The sequence below is a fragment of the Helcobacillus massiliensis genome (genome assembly GCF_014191425.1).
Classification (GTDB): Bacteria; Actinomycetota; Actinomycetes; order Actinomycetales; family Dermabacteraceae; genus Helcobacillus; species Helcobacillus massiliensis.
The window spans coordinates 661,893-685,671 of record NZ_JACHWP010000001.1; the positions used below are offsets into that span (position 1 = coordinate 661,893).

20 protein-coding genes are annotated in these 23,779 nt (G+C 68.9%); 17 read left to right on the forward strand and 3 right to left on the reverse strand.

What is annotated here, in order from left to right; genetic code table 11:
* The first annotated feature begins 68 nt into the window (after positions 1 to 68).
* The 5 genes from rpsA (at position 69) to aroD (ending at position 5,411) form a co-directional block, all read left to right on the forward strand.
* On the forward strand, positions 69 to 1,526 hold the full coding sequence (rpsA, locus tag FHX50_RS03050) for a 30S ribosomal protein S1 (protein ID WP_183374321.1): 1,458 nt from the start codon (positions 69 to 71) through the stop codon (positions 1,524 to 1,526).
* 156 nt (positions 1,527 to 1,682) lie between these two features.
* Positions 1,683 to 2,918: a chorismate synthase gene (gene aroC, locus FHX50_RS03055; protein WP_183374323.1), complete on the forward strand. Its 1,236-nt coding sequence runs from the start codon at positions 1,683 to 1,685 to the stop codon at positions 2,916 to 2,918.
* Entirely contained in the window at positions 2,915 to 3,475 is a 561-nt protein-coding gene (locus FHX50_RS03060; protein WP_183374325.1) for a shikimate kinase, read from the forward strand. The genes aroC and FHX50_RS03060 overlap by 4 nt, the downstream gene beginning before the upstream one ends.
* Positions 3,472 to 4,560, forward strand: coding sequence for a 3-dehydroquinate synthase (aroB, locus tag FHX50_RS03065; RefSeq protein ID WP_183374327.1), 1,089 nt, complete (start codon positions 3,472 to 3,474; stop codon positions 4,558 to 4,560). The genes FHX50_RS03060 and aroB overlap by 4 nt, the downstream gene beginning before the upstream one ends.
* The gene (gene aroD / locus FHX50_RS03070; RefSeq protein WP_183374329.1) at positions 4,560 to 5,411 is read left to right on the forward strand and encodes a type I 3-dehydroquinate dehydratase; all 852 of its coding nucleotides are present in this window, start codon (positions 4,560 to 4,562) and stop codon (positions 5,409 to 5,411) included. Before aroB ends, aroD begins: the two co-directional genes overlap by 1 nt.
* Here the strand turns inward: aroD and FHX50_RS03075 are convergent.
* Complete coding sequence (locus tag FHX50_RS03075; RefSeq protein ID WP_183374331.1) at positions 5,382 to 6,338, reverse strand: trimeric intracellular cation channel family protein; 957 nt, start codon at positions 6,336 to 6,338, stop codon at positions 5,382 to 5,384. The genes aroD and FHX50_RS03075 overlap by 30 nt on opposite strands.
* Before the next feature lie 17 nt (positions 6,339 to 6,355).
* Here FHX50_RS03075 and coaE point away from each other — a divergent pair, with 17 nt between their 5' ends.
* The 3 genes from coaE to FHX50_RS03090 are packed head-to-tail and all read left to right on the forward strand — an operon-like array spanning position 6,356 to position 9,587.
* Positions 6,356 to 6,985: a dephospho-CoA kinase gene (coaE, locus tag FHX50_RS03080; protein ID WP_183374333.1), complete on the forward strand. Its 630-nt coding sequence runs from the start codon at positions 6,356 to 6,358 to the stop codon at positions 6,983 to 6,985.
* 9 nt (positions 6,986 to 6,994) lie between these two features.
* Positions 6,995 to 9,088, forward strand: a complete 2,094-nt coding sequence (gene uvrB / locus FHX50_RS03085; RefSeq protein ID WP_183374335.1) for an excinuclease ABC subunit UvrB — start codon at positions 6,995 to 6,997, stop codon at positions 9,086 to 9,088.
* A 28-nt stretch (positions 9,089 to 9,116) separates the two neighbouring features.
* Positions 9,117 to 9,587 (forward strand): YbhB/YbcL family Raf kinase inhibitor-like protein, encoded by a 471-nt coding sequence (locus tag FHX50_RS03090; RefSeq protein ID WP_183374337.1) that lies wholly within the window; start codon positions 9,117 to 9,119, stop codon positions 9,585 to 9,587.
* A 211-nt stretch (positions 9,588 to 9,798) separates the two neighbouring features.
* Here FHX50_RS03090 and FHX50_RS03095 read toward each other — a convergent pair whose 3' ends face one another.
* Positions 9,799 to 9,978 carry a hypothetical protein gene (locus FHX50_RS03095; RefSeq protein ID WP_183374339.1) on the reverse strand — a complete coding sequence of 60 codons (180 nt, stop codon included), beginning with the start codon at positions 9,976 to 9,978 and terminating at the stop codon, positions 9,799 to 9,801.
* 402 nt (positions 9,979 to 10,380) lie between these two features.
* On the opposite strand from FHX50_RS03095, the gene FHX50_RS03100 reads away from it, so the two are divergent.
* Positions 10,381 to 11,934, forward strand: coding sequence for an HNH endonuclease signature motif containing protein (locus tag FHX50_RS03100; RefSeq protein WP_183374341.1), 1,554 nt, complete (start codon positions 10,381 to 10,383; stop codon positions 11,932 to 11,934).
* Positions 11,935 to 12,009: 75 nt separating this feature from the next.
* Here the strand turns inward: FHX50_RS03100 and FHX50_RS03105 are convergent, their stop codons facing one another.
* The gene (locus FHX50_RS03105) at positions 12,010 to 12,720 is read right to left on the reverse strand and encodes an MBL fold metallo-hydrolase (protein ID WP_183375311.1); all 711 of its coding nucleotides are present in this window, start codon (positions 12,718 to 12,720) and stop codon (positions 12,010 to 12,012) included.
* Between the two features lie 76 nt (positions 12,721 to 12,796).
* Here FHX50_RS03105 and uvrA point away from each other — a divergent pair, with 76 nt between their 5' ends.
* The 8 genes from uvrA (at position 12,797) to tpiA (ending at position 23,742) form a co-directional block, all read left to right on the forward strand.
* Complete coding sequence (gene uvrA / locus FHX50_RS03110; protein ID WP_183374343.1) at positions 12,797 to 15,634, forward strand: excinuclease ABC subunit UvrA; 2,838 nt, start codon at positions 12,797 to 12,799, stop codon at positions 15,632 to 15,634.
* Positions 15,631 to 17,559: an excinuclease ABC subunit UvrC gene (gene uvrC, locus FHX50_RS03115; protein ID WP_183374345.1), complete on the forward strand. Its 1,929-nt coding sequence runs from the start codon at positions 15,631 to 15,633 to the stop codon at positions 17,557 to 17,559. The genes uvrA and uvrC overlap by 4 nt, the downstream gene beginning before the upstream one ends.
* A 48-nt stretch (positions 17,560 to 17,607) precedes the next feature.
* Positions 17,608 to 18,501, forward strand: a complete 894-nt coding sequence (rapZ, locus tag FHX50_RS03120) for an RNase adapter RapZ (protein ID WP_183374347.1) — start codon at positions 17,608 to 17,610, stop codon at positions 18,499 to 18,501.
* Complete coding sequence (locus FHX50_RS03125; protein ID WP_425485168.1) at positions 18,498 to 19,523, forward strand: gluconeogenesis factor YvcK family protein; 1,026 nt, start codon at positions 18,498 to 18,500, stop codon at positions 19,521 to 19,523. The genes rapZ and FHX50_RS03125 overlap by 4 nt, the downstream gene beginning before the upstream one ends.
* Before the next feature lies 1 nt (position 19,524).
* Positions 19,525 to 20,514 carry a DNA-binding protein WhiA gene (whiA, locus tag FHX50_RS03130; protein ID WP_183374349.1) on the forward strand — a complete coding sequence of 330 codons (990 nt, stop codon included), beginning with the start codon at positions 19,525 to 19,527 and terminating at the stop codon, positions 20,512 to 20,514.
* A 156-nt stretch (positions 20,515 to 20,670) separates the two neighbouring features.
* Entirely contained in the window at positions 20,671 to 21,675 is a 1,005-nt protein-coding gene (gene gap / locus FHX50_RS03135) for a type I glyceraldehyde-3-phosphate dehydrogenase (RefSeq protein WP_183374351.1), read from the forward strand.
* 98 nt (positions 21,676 to 21,773) lie between these two features.
* Positions 21,774 to 22,970: a phosphoglycerate kinase gene (locus FHX50_RS03140; RefSeq protein ID WP_425485169.1), complete on the forward strand. Its 1,197-nt coding sequence runs from the start codon at positions 21,774 to 21,776 to the stop codon at positions 22,968 to 22,970.
* A 1-nt stretch (position 22,971) separates the two neighbouring features.
* Positions 22,972 to 23,742 (forward strand): triose-phosphate isomerase, encoded by a 771-nt coding sequence (tpiA, locus tag FHX50_RS03145; RefSeq protein WP_183374353.1) that lies wholly within the window; start codon positions 22,972 to 22,974, stop codon positions 23,740 to 23,742.
* Positions 23,743 to 23,779: the final 37 nt, after the last annotated feature.

The window sequence follows — 23,779 nt, forward strand, 5'->3', positions numbered from 1 at the left end:
GAAGGGCGGCAGCGGGCATCGCAAGCAAGTATCCCTACGACTTTTGTCCCGACGGAGTTCCTACCTACATGACCACCACCAGCAATGCACCTCAGGTCGCTATCAACGACATCGGCAGCGAAGAAGAGCTGCTCGCAGCGATCGATGAAACCATCAAGTACTTCAACGATGGCGACATCGTCGAGGGCACCGTCGTCAAGGTAGACCGGGACGAGGTCCTGCTTGACATCGGCTACAAGACCGAGGGTGTCATCCCCTCCCGTGAGCTCTCCATCAAGCACGATGTGGATCCGGACGAGGTCGTCGAGGTCGGCGACGAGGTCGAGGCCCTGGTCCTCCAGAAGGAGGACAAGGAAGGTCGCCTGATCCTGTCCAAGAAGCGCGCACAGTACGAGCGCGCCTGGGGCTCGATCGAGGAGATCAAGGAGAACGAGGGCGTCGTCACCGGCACCGTCATCGAGGTGGTCAAGGGCGGCCTCATCGTGGACATCGGTCTGCGCGGCTTCCTCCCCGCCTCCCTCGTGGAGATGCGCCGCGTGCGCGACCTCCAGCCGTACATCGGCCAGGAGCTCGAAGCGAAGATCATCGAGCTGGACAAGAACCGCAACAACGTGGTCCTGTCCCGTCGCGCCTACCTGGAGGAGACCCAGGCGTCGGTCCGCAGCGACTTCCTGCAGACCCTGCAGAAGGGCCAGGTCCGCGACGGCCACGTGTCCTCCATCGTCAACTTCGGTGCCTTCGTGGACCTCGGCGGTGTGGACGGCCTCGTCCACGTCTCCGAGCTGTCCTGGAAGCACATCGACCACCCGTCCGAGGTCGTCGAGGTCGGTCAGCCGGTCACCGTCGAGGTCCTCTCCGTCGAGATGGACCGCGAGCGCGTCTCCCTGTCGCTGAAGGCGACCCAGGAGGACCCGTGGCAGGCATTCGCCCGCACCCACGCCATCGGCCAGGTCGTGCCGGGCAAGGTCACCAAGCTCGTTCCGTTCGGTGCGTTCGTCCGCGTTGAGGACGGCATCGAGGGCCTCGTGCACATCTCCGAGCTCGCGCAGCGCCACGTGGATCTGCCGGAGCAGGTCGTGACCGTGGACCAGGAGGTCTTCGTCAAGGTCATCGACATCGACCTGGAGCGTCGCCGCATCTCCCTGTCGCTGAAGCAGGCCAACGAGGGCGTGGACCCGGAGGGCGACGACTCGACCTTCGATCCGGCTCTGTACGGCATGGCCGCCGAGTACGACGAGAACGGCGAGTACAAGTACCCCGAGGGCTTCGACCCGGAGACCAACGAGTGGCTCGAGGGCTACGACGAGCAGCGTCAGGCCTGGGAGGCCGACTACGCTCGCGCCTACGAGCGCTGGACCCAGCACAAGGCGCAGGTCGCCGAGGCTCTCAAGGCCGATGCTGACGCCGCCGCCACCGCCGCTGTGGGCGAGGCACCGGCCTCCTACCAGTCCGCACCGACCGACGAGGGCACCCTCGCATCGGACGAAGCACTGGCAGCCCTCCGCGAGAAGCTCACCGGCAACTGATCACCTGATCACACGCTGAACCGGCACGGCGCCGTTCCCACACTGTGGGGGCGGCGCCGTCCGCGTCCCGGCGCCGAGTACCATGGAGCGCACCGCGGACCCCACCGTCCCGCATCCACCACCGCCGACCCCCGTCGGCCTGACCGAAGGAGCCCAGTGCTCACCTGGCTCACCGCTGGCGAATCCCACGGACCCTCGCTGACCGCCCTGATCGACGGCTTCCCCGCCGGCGTCACCATCACCTCCGATGATGTCCGCCGCCACCTCTCGCGTCGCCGCCTCGGCTACGGCCGCGGCTCCCGCCAGAAGTTCGAACAGGACGCCCTGCGCATCCTCGGCGGTGTCCGCCACGGCACCACCCTCGGCTCGCCGATCGCCATGGAGATCGGCAACAGCGAATGGCCGAAATGGGAGAAGGTGATGAGCCCCGACCCCGTTGACCCGGCCGACCTCCTCATCGACGCCGGCACCGGCGACGAACGCGAAATCGCCCGCAACCGCGCCCTCACCCGCCCCCGCCCGGGTCACGCCGACCTCGCCGGCATGGCGAAGTACGGGTTCGAGGAGGCCCGTCCCGTTCTGGAGCGCGCATCGGCCCGCGAAACCGCCGCCCGCGTCGCCATCGGCGCATTCTGCGCCGCCCTCCTGGAACAGGCGGCCGGCATCCGCCTGGTCTCCCATGTCCGCTCTGTCGGCACCGCCGCCATCGCCGCGGACGCACCCGTTCCCACCCCGGATGACGAGCAGCGCCTCAACGACGATCCCGTCCGCTGCCTCGACCCCGAAGCCTCCGCCCGCATGGTCGCGGAGATCGACGCCGCGAAGAAGGACGGCGACACCCTCGGCGGTGTTGTGGAGGTCCTCGCCTACGGCGTCCCCGTCGGCCTCGGCTCCCACACCCAGTGGGACCGCCGCCTCGACGGCCGCCTCGCCCAGGCGATCATGTCCATCCAGGCGTTCAAGGGCGTGGAGATCGGCGACGGATTCGCCACTGCCGCCCGCCGCGGCTCCGCCGCCCACGATGAGATCCTCACCGGCGGTGACGGCCCCGCCGCCACCAGCCGCGCCACGAACCGCGCCGGCGGTCTCGAAGGCGGCATCTCCAACGGCCAGGTCATCGCCGTGCGCGGCGCCCTGAAGCCGATCTCGACCGTGCCCCGCGCCCTGCGCACCATCGATGTCGCCACCGGTGAGGAGTCCACCGCGAACCACCAGCGGTCCGATGTCGCCGCGGTCGCTCCCGCCGCCGTCATCGCCGAAGCGATGGTGGCGATCACCCTCGCTGATGCGCTGCTGGAGAAGGCCGGCGGCGACAGCGTCGCAGAGATCCGCCGCCACCTCGAGGCCACCGCCGCGCTGCAGGCCGACGCCCTCTGCCCGCGCGAGGCATGACCGACACGTCCCGCACCACCGCCCCCGGCCCGAGCAGAGGACCGGTCGCTGTTCTGATCGGGCCGATGGGCTCCGGGAAGACGACCGTGGGCCGCGCCCTCGCCCGGCTCCTCGGCGTGCCCTTCGCGGATTCGGACGCCGCCATTGTGGAGGCCGACGGGCGCACCATCCCGGTCATCTTCGAGCAGGACGGCGAGACCGGTTTCCGCACTGTCGAGCAGCGCGTCATCGCGCGGCTCCTCACAGACCACCGGGGGGTGCTCGCCCTCGGTGGGGGAGCCGTCACCACCGGCGCCACCCGCGAGGCCCTGACCGGCCACACGGTGATCCTGCTCGACGTCGACGAGGACGCCGTCGGTCCCCGCATCGGCACGGGGGAGGGGCGTCCCCTGCTGGCAGGCGGGCCCGACCCCCTGGCCGCGTGGCGGGAGCGCACCGCCTCACGCGCACCCCTGTTCGCCGCCTGCGCAACCCACACCGTTGACACCACCGGGCGCACCCCGGACCAGATCGCCCGCACCATCGCCGACATCACCGGCACGAAGGAGCAGCCATGACTACCACGATTCCCGTCGGCTCCGGCCAGGCGGCCTACGACGTCCACGTGGGCCGCTCCATCCTGCCGCGCGTTCCCGCCGCCCTCCCGGACCGGTGCGAACGCGTCATGATCATCCACCAGCCGTCCACCCGCGTCCTCGCCGATGAGCTCCGCGGCGCCATCGCCGACACCGGGCGCGAGGCGTACCTCGCCGAAGTGCCCGATGGCGAAGAGGCGAAGACCGCGCAGGTCGCCGGGTTCCTCTGGCAGGCCCTCGGCCAGGCCGACCTCACCCGCACCGACATCGTCATCGGCTTCGGCGGCGGCGCCGTCACCGACCTCGCCGGGTTCGCCGCCGCCACCTGGCTGCGCGGCATCGACATCATCCAGCTGCCCACCACTGTCCTCGGCATGGTGGACGCCGCAGTCGGCGGCAAGACCGGCATCAACACGGCGGAGGGCAAGAACCTCGTGGGCGCGTTCCACACGCCCCGCGCCGTGTTCGCCGACCTCGACACGCTGCGCACCCTCCCGCCGAACGACGTCGCCGCCGGCCTCGCCGAGGTCGTCAAATGCGGGTTCATCCGCGACCCGCAGATCCTGGACATTATCGAGGACGACCCCGCCGCTGCCCTGGACGTCACCTCCGAGCCGTTCGCCGACATCGTCGCCCGTGCCATCCGCGTGAAGGCCGACGTGGTCAGCAGCGACCTGCGCGAGGTAGGGGAGCGGGAGATCCTCAACTACGGCCACACGTTCGGCCACGCGATCGAACACAATGAGCGCTACCAGTGGCGCCACGGCGCCGCCGTCGCCATCGGCATGGTGTTCGCCGCCGAACTCGCCCACCTCGCCGGCCGCATGGACGAAGCCCTGCTCGACCGCCACCGGTCCATCCTCACCTCGCTCGGCCTGCCGGTCGCGTACCGGGGCCGCCAGTGGCCCCGCCTGGCCGATGCGATGAAGCGCGACAAGAAGACCCGCGGCAGCATGCTCCGCTTCGTGGTGCTGGACGCCCTCGCCTCCCCGGGCCGCCTCGAAGGCCCGGACCCGCAGCTGCTGCTCGCCGCGTACGCCGCCGTCACCGACGAGGCGCAGCCCTGATGCTGCCGCAGGTGATCGTCCCGATCATGCCCGCCGGCCCCACCGCAGCCGCCGCTGCGGCCGCTGCCGCGGACCAGGCCAGCGCAGCCGTCGCGGCGGGGGCCGACGTCATCGAATGGCGCGTCGATGCGCTCGGAGAGGCCGCGCTCGACCCAGCGGTGCGGGCGGAGGCTGCGGACGCGATCTCCCGCGCTCTCGCCGCGCACGCCGACCCGGCGGCACAGGCAGGCGCAGCATCGCACCCCGGCCGGACGTTGCAGGCCCGACGGGTCCCGCTGCTCGCTGCGGTTCGCACCGTCGCCGAAGGCGACGGCATCGCCCTCGGCGACGACGCCTACGCCGATTTGCTGCTCGACCTCGCCGCTCGCTCCGGCATCGACGCGATCGACGTGGAGGCCGCCCGGCTCGATCCCGCCTCTGCCCGTGACCTCGTCACCGGCATCGCACAGACCGGCGCCGCGGTCATCGGCTCCAGTCACGACTTTCGGCGGACCCCGTCGGCCCCCGAGATCCACGCCCTTCTCGACGCTCTCCACGCCGCCGGCTGCCGCACGCTGAAGATCGCCGTGATGCCGACCAGCCGCGCCGACGTCCTCACCCTTATGCAGGCCGTTGAGTCGTATCAGTCCGCGCAGCCCGCCCCGAGCCGGAAACCGGTGATCGCCATGTCGATGGGTCCGCTCGGCGCCGTCACCCGGATCGCTCCGCAGGCGTTCGCATCCGCCGCCACGTTCGCCGCCGTCGGCCGCGCCAGCGCCCCCGGGCAGATCCCGATCGACCAGGTCCGCGCCGCCCTCCCGCTCAGCGGTGAGCTGCCGGGCTCAGCGGCCGCGGTGGTGCTGCGGGCCTGACTCGAACGGCGCCTCATCGTCGTCATCATCATCGACGTGCATCGCGCCGTCATGATCGTGCTCGCGCCGCAGTGACGGGAAATGGATCTGGAACGGCGGCGCAGCCGCCCTGGAGTCCGGCTCCTCAGGTGTTCCCTCCACGTTGAAGAAGGAGTCGTGCACGAGGTCCTGCGGGTCCAGCACCGGGATCTGCCCGGTCTCCGCCGCCACCCGCTGCCGCTCCTCGCGCCGCACCCGCCGCACGAACGCCCGCATCTGCACCGGTGACAGGGTCACGGCGAGATCGGGGGCCGTCGGCAGGGACCAGCGGCGCCACTGCGCCAGGATCGCCACCGCCGTGCCCGCGAGCGCCGCCAGCACCACGATCCAGCTCGGCAGGTTGAGGGCATCCACACCCCAGGTGAGGACCGCGGTCAGCAGTGCGGCCGTCGCATACAGAGGGCCGCCGGTGAAGATCCCGGGGATACGGCCCACCATGACGTCGCGGATCACACCGCCGCCCACCGCCGTCGTGAGCCCCAGCAGGATCGACGGCAGCGGTGACAGGCCCGCCCCGAGCGACTTCGCGCACCCGATCGCGGCCCACACGCCGAGAGCGACCGCGTCCAGCACCGTGGTGGAGTGCCTCCAGATCCTGGCGTCCACGGAGATGAGGAACGCGATGAGGACGCCGGCGAGGCTCGCCGCGAGGTACCACGGGGTGGAGAAGGCGGCCGGCACGCCCTGGGCGAGGATGAGGTCGCGGATGATGCCGCCGCCGAGACCGGACACGATGCCGATGAATGCGAAGCCGACCGCGTCGAACTGGAGGCGCCGGGCGAGCGCACCGCCGACGATCCCCATCACGAACACGCCGATGAGGTCCATCGCGCGCATCATGTCGTTCGTCAGCAGGAACGTCTCGGGGGTCGCGGCAGAGCTGGGCATATCAGTAGCCTACGTCTATGCGTCACCACCTTCAGCGCGTCGGTCTGACCGGCGGGATCGGTTCCGGAAAGACGACCGTGGCGGACCGGTTCCGCGAGACCGGCATCACGGTCATCGACCTCGATGAGCTGTCCCGCGCCGTCCTCGACCAGCCCGGCGAAGGCGTCGATGATATGGTCGCCCGCTTCGGCGCCGAGTACCTCAACAGGGCCGGCACTGCGGACCGGGCGAAGCTCGGCGACCTCGTATTCTCCGACGCCGCCGCCCGCGCCGACCTCGAACGCATCGTCCTCACCCGCGTCGCCGAACAGGTCAGCGCCCTCGATGAGGCGGCCGCGGCGGCGGGGGAGGAGTTCATCGTGCACGACTCGCCGCTGCTGCTGGAGAAGGGGCACGACGCCGACTTCGCCGTCATCATCGGTGTCCTCGCCCCCGTCGAGGAGCGCATCCGTCGGGTCATGCAGCGCTCGAACAAGACCCGCGAGTGGGTGGAGCGCGTCATCGCCGCGCAGACCACCGATGATCAGCGCCGCCGCCGCTGCCACATCCTCATCGACAACACCGGCACCCGTGAGGACCTCGCCGCCGCCGCGGACGCTGCGGTGGGGGAGGTCCGACGGATGCTCGCTCCCAGTGATCCCCACTAGTGTGGCCGCATGCGTCCCGTCACTGATCTGGTCCGAGCCCGGCACCCCTTCGAGGTCGTCAGCGAGTACGAACCCGCCGGTGACCAGCCGAAGGCGATCGACGAACTGGCGCGCCGCATCAACGACGGCGAACAGGACGTGGTCCTGCTCGGCGCGACCGGCACCGGCAAGTCCGCGACCGCGGCGTGGCTGATTGAGAAGGTGCAGCGCCCCACCCTGGTGATGGCGCACAACAAGACCCTGGCCGCGCAGCTCGCCAGTGAGTTCCGAGAACTGCTGCCGAACAACGCGGTCGAATACTTCGTCTCCTACTACGACTACTACCAGCCGGAGGCGTACGTCCCGCAGTCGGACACGTACATCGAGAAGGACTCCTCGATCAACGCGGAGGTGGAGCGGCTGCGCCACTCCGCCACGAACTCCCTGCTCACCCGTCGCGACGTGGTCGTGGTGTCGTCCGTGTCCTGCATCTACGGCCTCGGCACCCCGCAGGAGTACGTGGACCGGATGGTGCGCCTGTCCGTCGGCGAGGAACTGGACCGCGACGACCTGCTGCGCCGGTTCGTGGACATGCAGTACGACCGCAACGACGTCTCCTTCGTCCGCGGCACCTTCCGGGTGCGGGGCGACACGGTCGAGATCATCCCGATGTACGAGGAGCTCGCCCTGCGCATCGAGTTCTTCGGCGACGAGATCGACGCCCTGTACACCCTCCACCCCGTCACCGGTGAGGTGATCCGCGAGGAGGAGCAGGTCCACATCTTCCCCGCCTCCCACTACGTGGCGGGCCCCGAGCGACTCCAGCGCGCCATCGGCGACATCGAGAAGGAGCTCGCCTGGCGGCTCGAGGAGCTCGAAGGGCAGAACAAGCTCCTGGAGGCGCAGCGGCTGCGGATGCGCACCACCCACGACATCGAAATGCTCCGCCAGACCGGCTCCACCAACGGTGTGGAGAACTACTCCCGCCACTTCGACGGGCGCGGACCCGGCACCCCGCCGAACACCCTCATGGACTACTTCCCGGAGGACTTCCTGCTGATCATCGACGAGTCGCACGTGACCGTCCCGCAGATCGGCGCCATGTACGAGGGGGACCGTTCCCGCAAGCGGACGCTCGTGGACTACGGGTTCCGGCTCCCGTCGGCCCTCGACAACCGGCCCCTGAAGTTCGAGGAGTTCATCAAGCGGACCGGACAGACCGTGTACCTCTCGGCGACCCCGGCGCAGTATGAGCTGGAGCGGGCGAACGGGTACGTGGAGCAGATCATCCGCCCCACCGGTCTCGTGGACCCCGAAGTGATCGTGAAACCGGTCAAGGGGCAGATCGACGACCTGCGCGCAGAGATCGAGAAGCGCGTGGAGAAGGACGAGCGCATCCTCGTCACCACGCTGACGAAGCGGATGGCGGAGGACCTCACCGACTACCTCCTGGAGAACGGGGTGCGGGTCCAATACCTCCACTCCGATGTGGACACGCTGCGCCGCGTGGAGCTGCTGCGGTCCCTGCGCATGGGTGAGTTCGACGTCCTCGTGGGCATCAACCTGCTGCGTGAGGGTCTGGACCTCCCCGAAGTGTCCCTCGTGGCGATCCTCGACGCCGACAAGGAGGGATTCCTGCGTTCGCGCACCTCCCTGATCCAGACGATCGGCCGCGCCGCCCGCAACGTCTCCGGACAGGTGCACATGTACGCGGACACGATCACCGAGTCGATGCGCGAAGCGATCGACGAGACCACGCGCCGCCGCGAGAAGCAGATCGCGTTCAACAAGGAGAACGGCATCGACCCGCGGCCGCTGCGGAAGAAGATCGCGGACGTCACCGACATGCTCGCCCGCGAGGACGTCGACACCGAAACCCTCCTGGCCACCGACTACCGCGCCGGGAAGGAGAGGGTGGCGAGCCGCCACGGCCGCGGCGACTCCGTGCTCAACAACCGCTCGCTGGACCTGGGCGATGACCCGGTGGCGACGCTGAAGGACATGATCACGGAGATGACCACCTCGATGCACGCGGCAGCGGAGGCGCTCCAGTTCGAGGAAGCCGCCCGCATCCGCGACGAAGTGTCCGAACTGAAGAAGGAGCTGCGGCAGTTCGAAGGCTGACCGGAGCGACAGGAAAGGAAGAGCACTCATGCAGCTGACATCGCAGGCACTCACCGACGGCGAAGCGATCCCCCTGGAGTTCGCCGAACCCTCCAGCGGCGGCGAGAACACCATCCCCGACCTCGCATGGAGCGGCGCCCCGGACGGCACGAAGTCCTACGCCCTCACCGTGTACGACCCGGACGCGCCGACGGGCTCCGGCTTCTGGCACTGGGTCGCGTTCGACATCCCCACGTCCGTCACGGACATCGAGAAGGGAGGTGCCCTCGAGTCCCCGGCGCGCGAATGGGAGAACGATTACGGCTACAAGGGCTACGGCGGTGCAGCCCCGCCGGCCGGCCGCACCCACCGCTACATCCACACGGTGCACGCTCTGAACGTGGAGAAGCTGGAGGTGCCGGAGGGCGCGACCCAGACCCAGGCGCGGTTCATGCTGATGGCCGCACAGATCGACTCAGCATCCATCACCCCGGTGTCCTCGCAGCCCGAGGAGGACTGACCGGGCGCGCTCCGACGGGGCCCGGGGATCAGTCGGACACGGCGTCCTGGGCGAGGTCCACGATGACCCAGTGGTCGCCGGCCCATTCGAGTCCGGCGACGATGGACTGCGGAGCCAGCGGGACCACGGAGCCCTCGAGGGCGGTGTACTCGGGGGAGGGCTGAGAAGTAGTAGCCCGGCTCCAGGTTGCTGACGCTGTCCTGGCGGGTCGTCATGCACCCGCTGCACCGGGTGGGGCCACGATGCTGTCGAAGGCTGACAGGTCCTCTGTGGCCATGGCGCAGAAGCGGGCATCGATGGAGCATTCGAGCGTCGCGAACGCTCTTTCACCGGTGTTCTGATCCATCCCGGTGCAGTCCTTCGGGTCGGGCGGAATCAGCTGCGGAATCATCACGCATCCTGTGGCGCCGACAGCGATGGCGATCGCGGCGGCCGTCGTGGTGATGGGGCGGCAGCGCCGCCGGGGCCGTCGATGAGTCGCGGGGCGTGTGCGGCGCTGGGCGGGGCTGATCGTTCGGGGTGACATCGGTGTCTCGTTCGCTGATCGACGGTGATGTGGCCCTTTCAGCCAAGCAGCGATCGGCCCGTCATGACCGGGTGCCGCCAGGATTGTGGACAACTTTTCTCCCGCCAGCCATCCTCCTCACCGATCACCGCCGTGTGCGGGGTACCGGAAGGGCCGACTTTAAATGTCGTACCCCCTCTGTAGCGTCGGAGACAGACGACGGCGGCAGAGGACAGACGGCTGTGACACCCGTTCAGCCGACCGATACTGGGAGAGGAGGCACCGATCATGGGCGATGCGATTGATGCGCATGCAGACACCCTGAACGCTGACAACGGCGCGGGCCTGCTCGAAACGATCCGAGCTGAAGCCGCCGCCATGCAGCAGCGGATGCTTCAGCTCACCGCCGCCCTCGACTCCGCCCAAGCCACTATCGACGCCACCGACTACGCCGAGGCACTCGACACGGTCGCGCGCACGAGGGATTCCGTCGCCATGATGCTGGGGAGCCTCGCCGTGCAGGCGGTCCAAGCGGAGCTCACCCACGTGGTCCGGGAACAGGACGAGTCCGACTCCTCCTATCGCAAGCGTCGCATCACAGCGGAGCGTCACGCACTGTCCGAGGTCGCGATCCTCAGCCGCCAGTCACCGCACAAGGCCCGACGGTTCGTCACGGCGCAGGCGATCATGTCATCAGCGATGCCGACGATCCGCCGCTCGGTGTGCCGCGGCGACGTCGAATTCGAAGCCGCCGAGGCGATCGCCCTCGAAGCGACCCACGCCCCGGACCGCGCCACCCAGATGGAGCTGGACCGGATCCTCGCGGGTCAGATCCCGTTCCACCGGTCGGCGGGCACCCGCTATTGGAAGCGCGAAGCGCAGCGCCGCCTCGCCGAACTCGACCCCACGATTGAGAAGCGTCGCACCACGGCGGCGCGCCGGGGCCGCACCGTCACCCTCCACGACTGCGAGGACGGCATGGCCGTGATGCGCGCCTACCTGCCCCGCCTGGAGGCGCACCGCGCCTACACGGCCCTGCGGGCAGCGGCGGACACGATCCGCTTCGGCCCGGAGGGGCGCCCGGCGCCGCGGTTCGGTGAATATGGGCGCCTCCTCCCCGAAGAGCCCACCGCCCTGTCCGATTCCCAGGCGCGCGCTGACGCCCTCATTCGCCTGCTCACCGGGGATGCGCAGCCCGAAGCCGGCAGCGTCACCCTGAACATCGTGATGACGGAGCGCCAGCTGCTGGAACCGCTGCGCGGCGGACCGGTCACGATCCACGGATACGGCACCGCACCGCTCGAGGACGTCACCGACATGATCCGCGACAACCATCAGCACATGTGGATCCGTCGGCTGTTCACCCACCCCACCACCGGGCAGCTGATCCAGATGGACTCGCAGCGCCGACGATTCACCGGAGCGATGGCGGAGTTCGTGACGCTGCGCTCCGGCGGCATCTGCCAGGCACCGTACTGCAACGGCACGCCCCGCCACATCGACCACGTCCGCCCCGTCGCCGCCGGTGGCGACACCAGCATCGACAACGCTGCCGCGCTCGACGCCACATCGAATCTCGCGAAGGGCGCACGGCTGGGCGCCGCGACACCCACCGCCGACGGGGCCGGCATCACCTGGCGCACCACCAGCGGGCACGAAACCACCATCCACCACCATGACTTCCGCACCGCGGCAGAGAAGGAAGCTGCCGACCGTGCAGCGGCGGCTCGAACCGCCGCACGTCGCGCAGCCGAGAAGCATCGCACACGGGACCCCGATGCGGCAGTGCAACTGCTGATGGGAGCACTCAATCTGCCCATGCCGGACTTCCCACCGGCCTGACAGGCAGACCTGACAGACGTGTCTGACCGGCCATGCCGGACCGGCTAGGCCTGGGCGGCTGGTCCGGCGCGCTGCTCACCAGCCGCGTTCGCGCCACTCCTCCAGGTGCGGGCGCTCGGTCCCGATCGTCGTGTCTGCTCCGTGACCGGGGTAGACGTGCGCCGAATCATCCAGCACACCGAACAGGCGCTGCTCCACATCCGTGATCAGAGACTCGAAGCGGGCAGCATCACCCTGCGTGGCGCCCACACCGCCCGGGAACAGGGAATCACCGGTGAAGACGTGGTCCCCGTCGGCCCCCTCCCCGCGGAAGATCAGCGCGATCGAGCCCGGAGTGTGGCCCCGCAGCCCCACCACCTCCAGATCGTTCACACCCACGCGGATCACGTCGCCGTGCGACACCGTCTGCGTCGTCGGGGTGGGGATGTCCGGGGCGTCGGCCGCGCCCGCCACGGTGCGCGCATCCGTGCTCGCCACCATCGCCGACAGCGCTCCCACATGATCATGATGCGCATGCGTAGTGACGATCGTGTCGAGCCGGCCCGTGGCGGAGCCCTCCCGCACCAGTTCCATCAGGCGCGGGAAATCGGCAGCCGCGTCGATCAGCAGCTGCGCGCCCGAGACCCGGCAGGTCAGCAGATAAGCATTGTTGTCCATATCGCCGACGGCGGCCTTGCGGACCGTCAGGGTGCGCAGCTCACGCACATCACTCGGGCCGCCGACCGTCACATCGCCCGTGTACTGGTGGTTGTTCGCGAAAGGGGCGGGGGAGGAGTCCGTGTTCATCATGCCGCGCAGTCTAGCCAGCGGGGGTGCATCACACCTCCGAATCGCCGACGCTGCCGGGCGATACGATGGCTCGGTGAGTGAAGAGCTGATCGTTCGCGGAGCGCGCGAACACAACCTGAAGAACGTCGACCTCGAGATCCCCCGCAACAAGCTGGTGGTGTTCTCCGGCCTGTCCGGCTCCGGCAAGTCGTCCCTGGCGTTCGACACCATCTTCGCCGAAGGGCAGCGCCGCTACGTCGAATCCCTCTCCTCCTACGCCCGCCAGTTCCTCGGGCAGATGGAGAAGCCGCGCGTCGACTTCATCGAGGGCCTCTCACCAGCCGTCTCCATCGACCAGAAGTCCACCAACCGAAACCCGCGCTCCACCGTCGGAACGATCACGGAGATCCACGACTACCTGCGCCTGCTGTTCGCCCGCATCGGCACCCAGCACTGCCCCGTCTGCGACGCCCCCATCGAATCGCAGAGCGCCGAACAGATGGTCGACGCGCTGCTCGACCTCGAATCCGGCACTCGCTTCCAGCTGCTGGCACCCGTGGTGAAGGGCCGCAAGGGCGAACATGCGGACCTGCTGAGCTCCCTGCAGTCCCAGGGCTTCTCCCGTGCCCGCATCGACGGCGACACCATGCGCCTGAACAGCGAGATCAGCCTCGCGAAGACGAAGAAGCACACCATCGACGTGGTGGTGGACCGCCTCGCCGTCAAACCCGACGCCCGGACCCGCCTCACCGACTCCGTCGAAACCGCGCTGCGCCTGTCCGGCGGCACCCTCATCGTCGACTTCGTCGACCGTGCCGAGGACGACCCCGACCGCACCCGCCGCTTCTCCGAGCACCGCTCCTGCCCCAACGAGCACAAGCTCGAACTCGAAGAGATCGAACCGCGGTCCTTCTCCTTCAACGCCCCCTACGGCGCCTGCCCGGAATGCGACGGCATCGGCTCCCGGCTCGTGGTGGACCCCGAGCTCGTCATCCCCGACGACGCCCTGTCCCTCAAGGACGGCGCGATCGCCCCGTGGACCCTTGGTTCCGCCGACCACCATCAGCAGATCATGACGGCCCTGTCCGAGGAGATGAAGTTCTCCATGGACACCCCGTACCGGGACCTGCCTGCCGAGGTGCAGGACGCGCTGATGAACGGGCACAACTTCTCCGTGCACGTGCGCTACAAGAACCGGTTCGGCCGCGAGCGCCGCTACTCCACCGGCTTCGAAGGCGTGATGCACTTCCTGCACCGTCGGCACGAGGACACCGAATCGAACTGGGCGCGCGAACGCTACGAACAGTTCATGCGCACCTCGCCCTGCCCCGTCTGCAAGGGTGCGCGGCTGCGCCCCGAAGTGCTCGCCGTGCGGATCGGCGGGAAGTCGATCGCGGAGCTGTCCGAGCTGCCGATCGATGAGGCGAAGGCGTTCCTCGACGAGCTCAGCTTCACCGACCGCGAACTCGCCATCGCCGACGAAGTCCTGCGCGAAGTCCACGCCCGTCTCGGCTTCCTCATCGACGTCGGTCTGACCTATCTGAACCTGTCGCGCAGCGCCGGCACCCTTTCCGGCGGCGAGGCGCAGCGCATCCGCCTCGCCACCCAGATCGGATCCGGGCTCGTCGGAGTGCTGTACGTGCTCGATGAACCCTCGATCGGTCTGCACCAGCGGGACAACAACCGCCTCATCGCGACCCTGACGCGGCTGCGGGACCTCGGCAACACCCTGATCGTCGTGGAGCACGACGAGGACACCCTCAAGGCCGCCGACTGGATCGTCGACATCGGACCGCTCGCCGGCGAGTACGGCGGCCACATCGTCCACTCCGGCAGCCTCGCCGCCATGAAGCGGAACCCCGAGTCGCTGACCGGCCAGTACCTCGCCGGCAAGCGGGAGATCCCGGTGCCGCCGGTGCGCCGGCCCATCGACCGGACCCGTCGGCTCACCGTGGTCAACCCGCGGGAGAACAACCTCAAGGGCATGGACGTGTCGTTCCCGCTCGGCACTCTCACCGCCGTCACCGGCGTGTCCGGGTCCGGCAAGTCCACCCTCGTCAACGACATCCTGTACAAGGTGCTCGCCAAGCACCTGAACCGGGCACGCGTGGTCCCCGGCCGGCACACCCGAGTGACGGGACTGCAGCACCTCGACAAGGTGGTGCATGTGGACCAGTCGCCGATCGGCCGCACTCCCCGCTCCAACCCCGCCACGTACACGGGCGTGTGGGACCGCATCCGCACCCTGTTCGCGCAGACCCAGGAGGCGAAGGTGCGCGGCTACAAGGCGGGCCGGTTCTCGTTCAACGTGAAGGGCGGCCGCTGCGAGAACTGCTCCGGTGACGGCACCATCAGGATCGAGATGAACTTCCTGCCGGACGTCTACGTCACCTGCGAAGTCTGCAAGGGCGCCCGCTACAACCGCGAAACCCTGGAAGTCCACTTCAAGGGCAAGAACGTCTCCGAGGTGCTGAACATGCCGATCGAGGAGGGCGTCGAGTTCTTCGACGCCGTCCCCGCGATCCGCCGCCAGCTGCAGACCCTCGTGGACGTCGGCCTCGGCTACGTCCGCCTCGGGCAGGCGGCCACCACCCTGTCCGGTGGTGAAGCGCAGCGCGTGAAGCTCGCCTCCGAGCTGCACAAGCGCTCCAACGGCCGCAGCATCTACGTGCTGGACGAACCGACCACGGGCCTGCACTTCGAGGACGTCAACAAGCTGCTGAAGGTGCTGCAGGGCCTGGTGGACAAGGGCAACACGGTCATCGTCATCGAGCACAACCTCGACGTCATCAAGAGCGCCGACCACCTCATCGACCTCGGCCCCGAGGGCGGCAGCGGCGGCGGTCAGGTCATCGCCGAAGGAACACCGGAGGAGGTCGCCGAGTACCCGGATTCGTTCACGGGGCAGTTCCTGAAGGAGATGCTTCCGTGACGGATCCGTCGAGCTACCGTCCCGCCCGGGGGTCGATCCCGACGGATCCCGGGGTGTACCGGTTCTCCGACCCGGACGGCCGGGTCGTGTACGTCGGCAAGGCGAAGAACCTCCGCCAGCGCCTCTCCTCCTATTTCCAGGATCTGGCGGGTCTGCACCCCCGCACCCAGCGGATGGTGACCACGGCATCCAGTGTGCAGTGGACCGTGGTGTCCTCCGATGTGGAGGCGCTGACGCTGGAGTACACGTGGATCAAGGAGTTCGAGCCGCGGTTCAACGTGAAGTTCCGCGATGACAAGTCCTACCCGTTCCTCGTGGTGACGATGGGGGAGAAGGTGCCGCGGGCGCTGATCACCCGCCGGGAGCGCTCGAAGAGCGACCGGTCGTTCGGGCCGTACGCGCACGTGTGGGCGATCCGCGAAACCCTCGACCTGCTGCTGCGGGTGTTCCCGATCCGCACCTGCTCCGCGGGCGTGTACCGGCGGGCTGAGCGGTCGGGCAGGCCGTGCCTGCTCGGCTTCATCGACAAATGCTCCGCGCCCTGCATCGGGAGGGTCAGCGAGGAGAGGCACCGGCAGCTGGCCGACGGGTTCGTCGACTTCATGGACGGCAACACCGGCAAGTGGGTCGCCGATCTGAAGCGCCGCATGGCGAACGCCGCCGCCGAAATGGACTACGAATCGGCGGCGCGGTTCCGCGACGACATTCAGGCGCTGGACACCGTGATGTCGAAGAACTCGGTGGTGCTGTCGGAGGCGACCGACGCGGACCTGGTGGCGCTCGCGTTCGACGACCTGGAAGTGTCGGTGCAGGTGTTCCACGTGCGCGGCGGCCGCATCCGAGGTCAGCGCGGCTGGGTGGCGGAACTGCTGGACGACTCCACCCCCGGTGACATCATGGAGCGGGCGCTGGCCGCCCTGTATGAGGGGACGGATACGCGGGCGCCTCAGGAGATCCTCGTCAGCCACCAGCCGACGGATCCCGATGCGATCCGCGACCTGACCGGCCGACGCACCACCTCGATCCGCATCCCCGTGCGGGGCGAGAAGAAGGACCTGCTGGAGACGGTGACCGCCAACGCGGTGGAGGCGCTGCGGCTCGGGAAGCTGAAGCGCTCCGGTGATCTCACCTCCCGCTCGAAGGCCCTGGAGGATCTGGGGGAGGCACTGGAGATGCAGGATGCGCCGCTGCGCATCGAATGCTTCGACATCTCCCATTCACAGGGCACCAATGTGGTCGGCTCCATGGTGGTGTTCGAGGACGGGCTGCCGCGCAAGAGCGAGTACCGCCGCTTCTCCGTGACCGGTGAAGCCGCCCGCGACGACACCGCCTCCATGCACGACGTCATGACCCGCCGGCTCAAGCACCACCTGAAGGTGAAGGAGCAGAGGGCCAGCGGGGAGCTGCCGACGGATCCCGAGACCGGCGAGAAGGCGCGGTTCGCGTACCCGCCGCAGCTGATCGTGGTCGACGGCGGCCAGCCGCAGGTCGCGGCCGCGCAGCGCGCGTTCGATGAGCTCGGCATCACCGACATCGCACTGGTCGGCATCGCCAAGCGGCTCGAGGAGCTGTGGCTGCCGGACGAGGACTATCCCCTCATCCTGCCGCGCACCTCCGAAGCGCTGTTCCTCATCCAGCGGCTTCGCGACGAAGCCCACCGGTTCGCGATCTCCTACCACCGCTCCAAACGGGGCCGCTCCGTGCAGGAAAGCGCTCTGGACGCCGTGCCGGGGCTCGGCCCGGCGCGGAAGCGGGCGCTGCTGGAGCACTTCGTGACTGTGGACCGCATCCGCAAGGCGGGGGAGGACGAGCTGGCGCAGGTGAAGGGGATCGGCCGCACCCTCGCCCAGACCATCATGGCGACCCTCGCCGCGGATCAGCCCGGACCGGCCGTGAACATGACCACCGGTGAGATCCTCGAGTGATGGAGCCGGTACCATCAGGACATCCATCCCTCACGTGAAGGAGCGCCCGTGACCCCGACGCCAGCGTCCCCGCCGGAAGCCGAAGCACCGGAGATCATCATCATCACCGGCATCGCCGGCGCCGGCCGTGAGACCGCCGCCCATGCCCTGGAGGACATCGGCTGGTACGTCGTCTACAACATCGCGCCGCAGCTGATCCGCCGCCTGTATGACCTGCAGGCGTCCACCTCCGGCCGCGACACCCGGTTCGCGGTCGTCACCGATCCCCGCTCGGGACCGTTCTTCGGTGAGCTGCCGGAGATCATCCGGCAGCTGAAGAAGCAGGAGCTGGATGTGCGCCTCGTCTTCCTCGACGCCAGTGAGGACGTCCTGGTGCGCCGCTTCGACTCCGTTCGTCGGCCCCACCCGCTGCAGGGCGAAGAGGGCGTCATCGAAGGGCTGCGCCGCGAAGCGGACCAGCTGGAGCCGCTGCGCCGCATGGCGGACGTGGTCATCGACACCTCGAACCTCAACGTGCACCAGCTGGCGATCCGCATGCGGGAGACGTTCGGCACGAACGAGGACCGCACCGTCACCGTGAACCTGCTGAGCTTCGGCTTCAAGTACGGCGTGCCCATCGAAGCGGACCACATGGCCGATGTGCGCTTCCTGCCGAACCCGTACTGGGTGCCGGAGCTGCGGGAGAAGCGCGGTGTCGACAAGGAGGTGTCCGACTTCGTGCTGAACGCCCCGAACGCGCGGGAGTTCGTCGACAAGTACGTGGACGCCCTGCTGCCGGTGCTGCGCGGATACAGCGAGGAGAACAAGCAGTTCGCCACCGTTGCGATCGGCTGCACCGGCGGGAAGCACCGCAGCGTCGCCGTCAGCGAGGAGGTCGCGGCGCAGCTGCGGCGACTGGGCCATTCCGTGCGGGTCCGCCACCGGGATCTGGGGCGCGAGTGACCCACCAGAACCAGCGCCGGCAGACCAGCCTGATCCTCGAGCACTCCAAGCCGCGCAGCCGCATGGTCGAAGGGGAGACCCGCGTGGTCGCCCTCGGCGGCGGCCACGGCCTCGCCGCGAACCTGCGGGCCCTGCGGCACGTCGCCCATGACATCACCGCTGTCGTCACCGTCGCCGACAACGGCGGCTCCTCCGGCCGCATCCGCAAGGAGCTGCCGATCCTGCCGCCAGGCGACCTCCGCATGGCGCTGTCCGCCCTGTGCGAGGACTCCGACTGGGGGATCGTGTGGCGGGACGTCGTCCAGCACCGCTTCGAGTCCGACGGCGAACTGAACGGCCACGCTCTCGGCAACCTCCTGATCGCCGCCCTCTGGCAGATGTTCGGCGACCCCATCCAGGCGCTGGACCACGTCGGCGCGCTCCTCGGGGTGCGGGGCCGGGTGCTGCCGATGGCTCTGGAACCGCTGGACATCGAAGCGACGGTGACGGACCGCTCCGGCACCAGCCGCATGGTGCGCGGCCAGGCCGAGGTGGCGTCCCTGGAAGGGCATGTGGATGAGCTGCGCCTGATCCCGTCGGCCCCCGAGGTGCCCACCGAAGTGCTGGAGGCGATCGCGCAGGCCGACTGGATCATCCTCGGCCCCGGCTCCTGGTTCTCCTCCGTGCTGCCGCACCTGCTGATCCCCGAGATCGTGGAGGCGATCCGCTCCTCGAAGGCGAAGCGGCTGATCACCATGAACCTCACCTCCGACCCCACGGAGACCGAAGGCATGACCAGCACCGACCACCTGCAGGTGCTGATGGACACCGCACCGGACCTCGGCATCGATGCGATCGTCGCCGACCCGACCATGCTGGACGACTCCCTGGAGCTGGTGGAGTTCGCCCAGCAGCACGGCATCTCCTCGATCCTGCGCCAGGTGAGCGTGGGCCGGGGCATTCCGGTGCATGACCCCGTGCGGCTCGCCGCCGCCTACCGCGATGTGTTCGACGGCGTGATCGCCGACGTAAGGGAGGACTGAGATGGCACTGACCCCCGATGTCCGCCGTGAACTGGCCGGTGTCGCCGTCACCCGCTCCAGCGCGAAGAAGGCCGAGATCGCGGCCATGCTGCGGTTCGCCGGCGGGCTCCACATGGAGGGCGGCCGCGTCGTCATCGAAGCGGACCTCGACTCCGAGCGCACGGCCCGCCGCCTGCAGGCCCTCGTCTTCGACCAGTACGGCTTGGCGTCCACCGTCACCATCGTGCAGCCCTCCGGGATCCGGCGCTCCGCCCGCCACCAGGTGCGGTTCGCCGGTGACGGGGCCGTGTTCGCCAAGCAGACCGGCATCCTCGACTCCCGCGGCCGGCCCGTGCGGGGCCTGCCGCCCACGGTGGTCGGCGGCTCGGGGGCCGACGCGGCTGCCGCGTGGCGCGGTGCGTTCCTCGCCCAGGGAGCGCTGAGTGAACCCGGACGCGGCGCCGCCCTCGAACTCGCCTGCCCCGGCAGCGAAGCCGCCCTCGCCATGGTGGGCGCCGCCCGCCGGCTCGGGGTGGCTGCGAAGTCCCGCGAAGTGCGCGGCGCCGATCGCGTCGTGCTGCGGGACGGGGAAGCGATCTCCCAGCTGCTGCGCGCCATGGGGGCGGAACAGGTGGTGAAGGAATGGGACCGCAAGCGGGTGCACCGGGAGGAGCGCGCAGCCGCGAACCGCCTCGCGAACTTCGACGACGCAAACCTGCGGCGCTCCGCCCGCGCCGCCGTCGCAGCGAGCGCGCGCGTGCAGCGGGCCCTGGAGATCCTGGAGGGCCAGGCTCCCGACCACCTCCTCGCCGCGGGCGCGCTGCGCCTGCAGCACCGCCAGGCCAGCCTGGAGGAACTCGGGCGGCTGTCGGACCCGCCGATGACGAAGGACGCGGTTGCGGGAAGGATCCGTCGGCTGCTCGCCCTGGCGGACAGAAGGGCCGCTGAGCTGGGGGTTGAGCCGACGGATGCACACCTAAGTCCTGAAATGTTGAACGGAACGGGCCACTGACCGAACCGGGCCTTCTCATGGGTTGATTCCTGCAGAACTGCGCAGGTCACACTTGGTAGGGTGAGGTCAATCCCTCATCTGGGACGTCAATGCGTACAACGGCGTGCGTGCCACTCCACTTCTTCGCAGCACCACTGCGACTACCTAGGAGGAAACGTGACCATCAAGGTTGGAATCAACGGCTTCGGACGCATCGGACGCGGCTTCCTGCGAGCAGTCATCGCACACGGCGCTGACGTCGACATCGTCGGTGTCAACGACCTCACGGACAACACGACGCTCGCCCATCTCTTCAAGTACGACTCGGTCATGGGGCGCTTCCAGGGCGAGGTCTCCCACACCGACGACACCATGACCGTCAACGGCGACACCTTCAAGGTGTTCGCTGAGAAGGACCCGAAGAACATCCCGTGGGCCGAGGTCGGTGCTGACATCGTGCTGGAGTCCACCGGTCTGTTCACCAAGGCGGAGGACGCCCGCGCACACATCGAGGCCGGTGCGAAGAAGGTCATCGTGTCCGCTCCCGCCAAGGGCGAGGACGCCACCTTCGTGGTCGGCGTCAACGACAAGGACTACGACCCGGAGAACCACCACATCATCTCCAACGCGTCCTGCACCACCAACTGCCTGGCACCCCTGGCGAAGGTGCTGAACGACGAGTTCGGCATCGAAAAGGGCCTGATGACCACCATCCACGCCTACACCTCGGATCAGCGCCTGCTGGACGCCCCGCACAAGGACCTGCGCCGTGCCCGCGCCGCCGCCCTCAACATGATCCCGACCAAGACCGGCGCCGCCGCTGCTGTGGCGCTCGTCCTGCCGGAGCTCAAGGGCAAGTTCGACGGCTACGCCGTCCGCGTCCCGGTCCCGACCGGCTCCGTTGTGGACCTCACCTTCGAGGCCTCGCGCGAGGTCACCGTCGAGGAGATCAACGCTGCGGTCAAGAAGGCCGCGGAGGGTGACCTCAAGGGCGTCCTCGACTACACCGAGGATCCGATCGTGTCCTCCGACATCGTCGGCGACCCGCACTCCTCGATCTTCGATGCGCTCAGCACGAAGGTCATCGGCAAACAGGTCAAGGTCGTGACCTGGTACGACAACGAGGCCGGCTTCTCCAACCGCCTCGTCGACCTGGTCGAGATCGTCGGCGCCAAGCTCTGATCCGACCCCACTGACAATCGGCCCGTGCGTCTCATTCCGACAGGAATCGGGCGCACGGGCCGTTGCATTCACCGCCCGCACCACCACAAGGAAGACTCGTGCTGAAGACCATCGACTCCCTCGGCGACCTCGCCGGCAAGCGCGTCCTCGTCCGCGCCGACCTCAACGTTCCCCTGGACGGCGACCGCATCACCGATGACGGCCGCATCCGGGCCTGCCTGCCCACCGTCACCGCCCTGCGTGACAAGGGCGCTCGCGTCATTCTGGTGGCCCACCTCGGGCGGCCCAAGGGCGAAGCGGACCCCGCCTTCACCCTGAAGCCCGTCGTCGATCGCCTGTCCGAACTCCTCGGTGCGGACGTCGCGTTCGCTGAGGACACCGTCGGCGACAGCGCCCGCTCCGTGGTCGACTCCCTCGGTGACGGCGACGTCGCCGTGCTGGAGAACGTCCGCTTCAACGCGGGCGAGACCAGCAAGGACGAGGCCGAGCGGCAGGAGTTCGCCCGCCGCCTCGCCGACCTCGCCGACGTCTTCGTGTCCGACGGGTTCGGCGTCGTCCACCGCAAGCAGGCGTCCGTGTACGACGTTGCGCAGCTGCTGCCGGCAGCGGCGGGACTGCTGGTGCAGAAGGAAGTGGAGTCGCTGCGCCGCGTCACCGACGACCCGAAGCGCCCGTTCGTCGTGATCCTCGGCGGCGCGAAGGTGTCCGACAAGCTCGGCGTCATCGAGAACCTGCTGGACCGCGCCGACACCATCATCATCGGCGGCGGCATGTCCTACACCTTCCAGAAGGCGCTCGGCCACGAGGTCGGCAACTCCCTGCTCGAGGAGGAGCAGGTCGACACGGTGAAGGGCTACATGGAGCGCGCCCAGAAGAACGGCGTGGAGATCCTGCTGCCGGTGGACAACGTGGTCGCCCCCGCGTTCGGGCCCGACGGCCCCGCCACCACCGTCGGCTCCGACTTCATGCCCGAGGACCAGGAGGGCCTGGACATCGGTCCCGACTCCGCGAAGCAGTTCGGCGACGCCCTCAAGGACGCCGGCACCGTGTTCTGGAACGGCCCGATGGGCGTGTTCGAGTTCGACCTGTTCCAGGCCGGCACGAAGGCCGTCGCTGAAGCCCTCGCCGAATCGCCCGCGTACACCGTGGTCGGCGGCGGCGACTCCGCATCCGCCATCCGCAACCTCGGCTTCGACGAATCCCGCTATTCCCACATTTCGACCGGCGGCGGCGCATCCCTCGAACTGATCGAGGGCAAGCAGCTGCCCGGCATCGCCGTTCTGGAGGAGAACTGATATGACCCGCACCCCGCTCATCGCCGGCAACTGGAAGATGAACAAGACCCACCTCGAGGCGCAGGCCCTCGTGGAGGACCTGAACGACGCGCTCACGGACCACGACTTCGACGCGGTCGACGTCGCTGTGCTGCCGCCGTTCGTGGACATCCGCACCGTGCAGACCGTCCTGGACGCCGCGAAGTCGTCGATCGGTCTCGGCGCACAGGACATCTCCCAGCACGAGTCCGGCGCCTACACCGGTGAGGTGTCCGCCGCCATGCTGAAGGCCCTGAACGTCACCTTCGCCGCTATCGGCCACTCCGAGCGCCGCCAGTACCACGGTGAGGACGAAGCGATCACGAACGCCAAGGTGAAGGCCGCCCTCGGCGCCGGCATCACCCCGATCCTGTGCGTCGGCGAGCCCCTCGAGGTCCGCCAGGCCGGCACGCACGTGCAGCACACCCTCGACCAGGTGCGCGGCGGCCTCGAGGGCCTGAGCGGCGATCAGGTCGCCGACACGGTCATCGCCTACGAACCGGTGTGGGCGATCGGCACCGGCGAGGTCGCCACCCCGGAGGATGCGCAGGAGGTGTGCGGTGCGATCCGCGGCCTCCTCAGCGACCTGCACGGCGATGACGTGGCCTCCCGCGTCCGCGTCCTGTACGGCGGTTCGGTGAAGTCCTCGAACGTCGCCGACATCATGGCGAAGGACGACATCGACGGCGCCCTCGTGGGCGGCGCGAGCCTGAAGGCCGACGAGTTCGCCGCGCTCGCCGGCAACGCCGCCTGAGAGTCCCGCCTCACCCGCAGACCACGCCGCGCCCGAT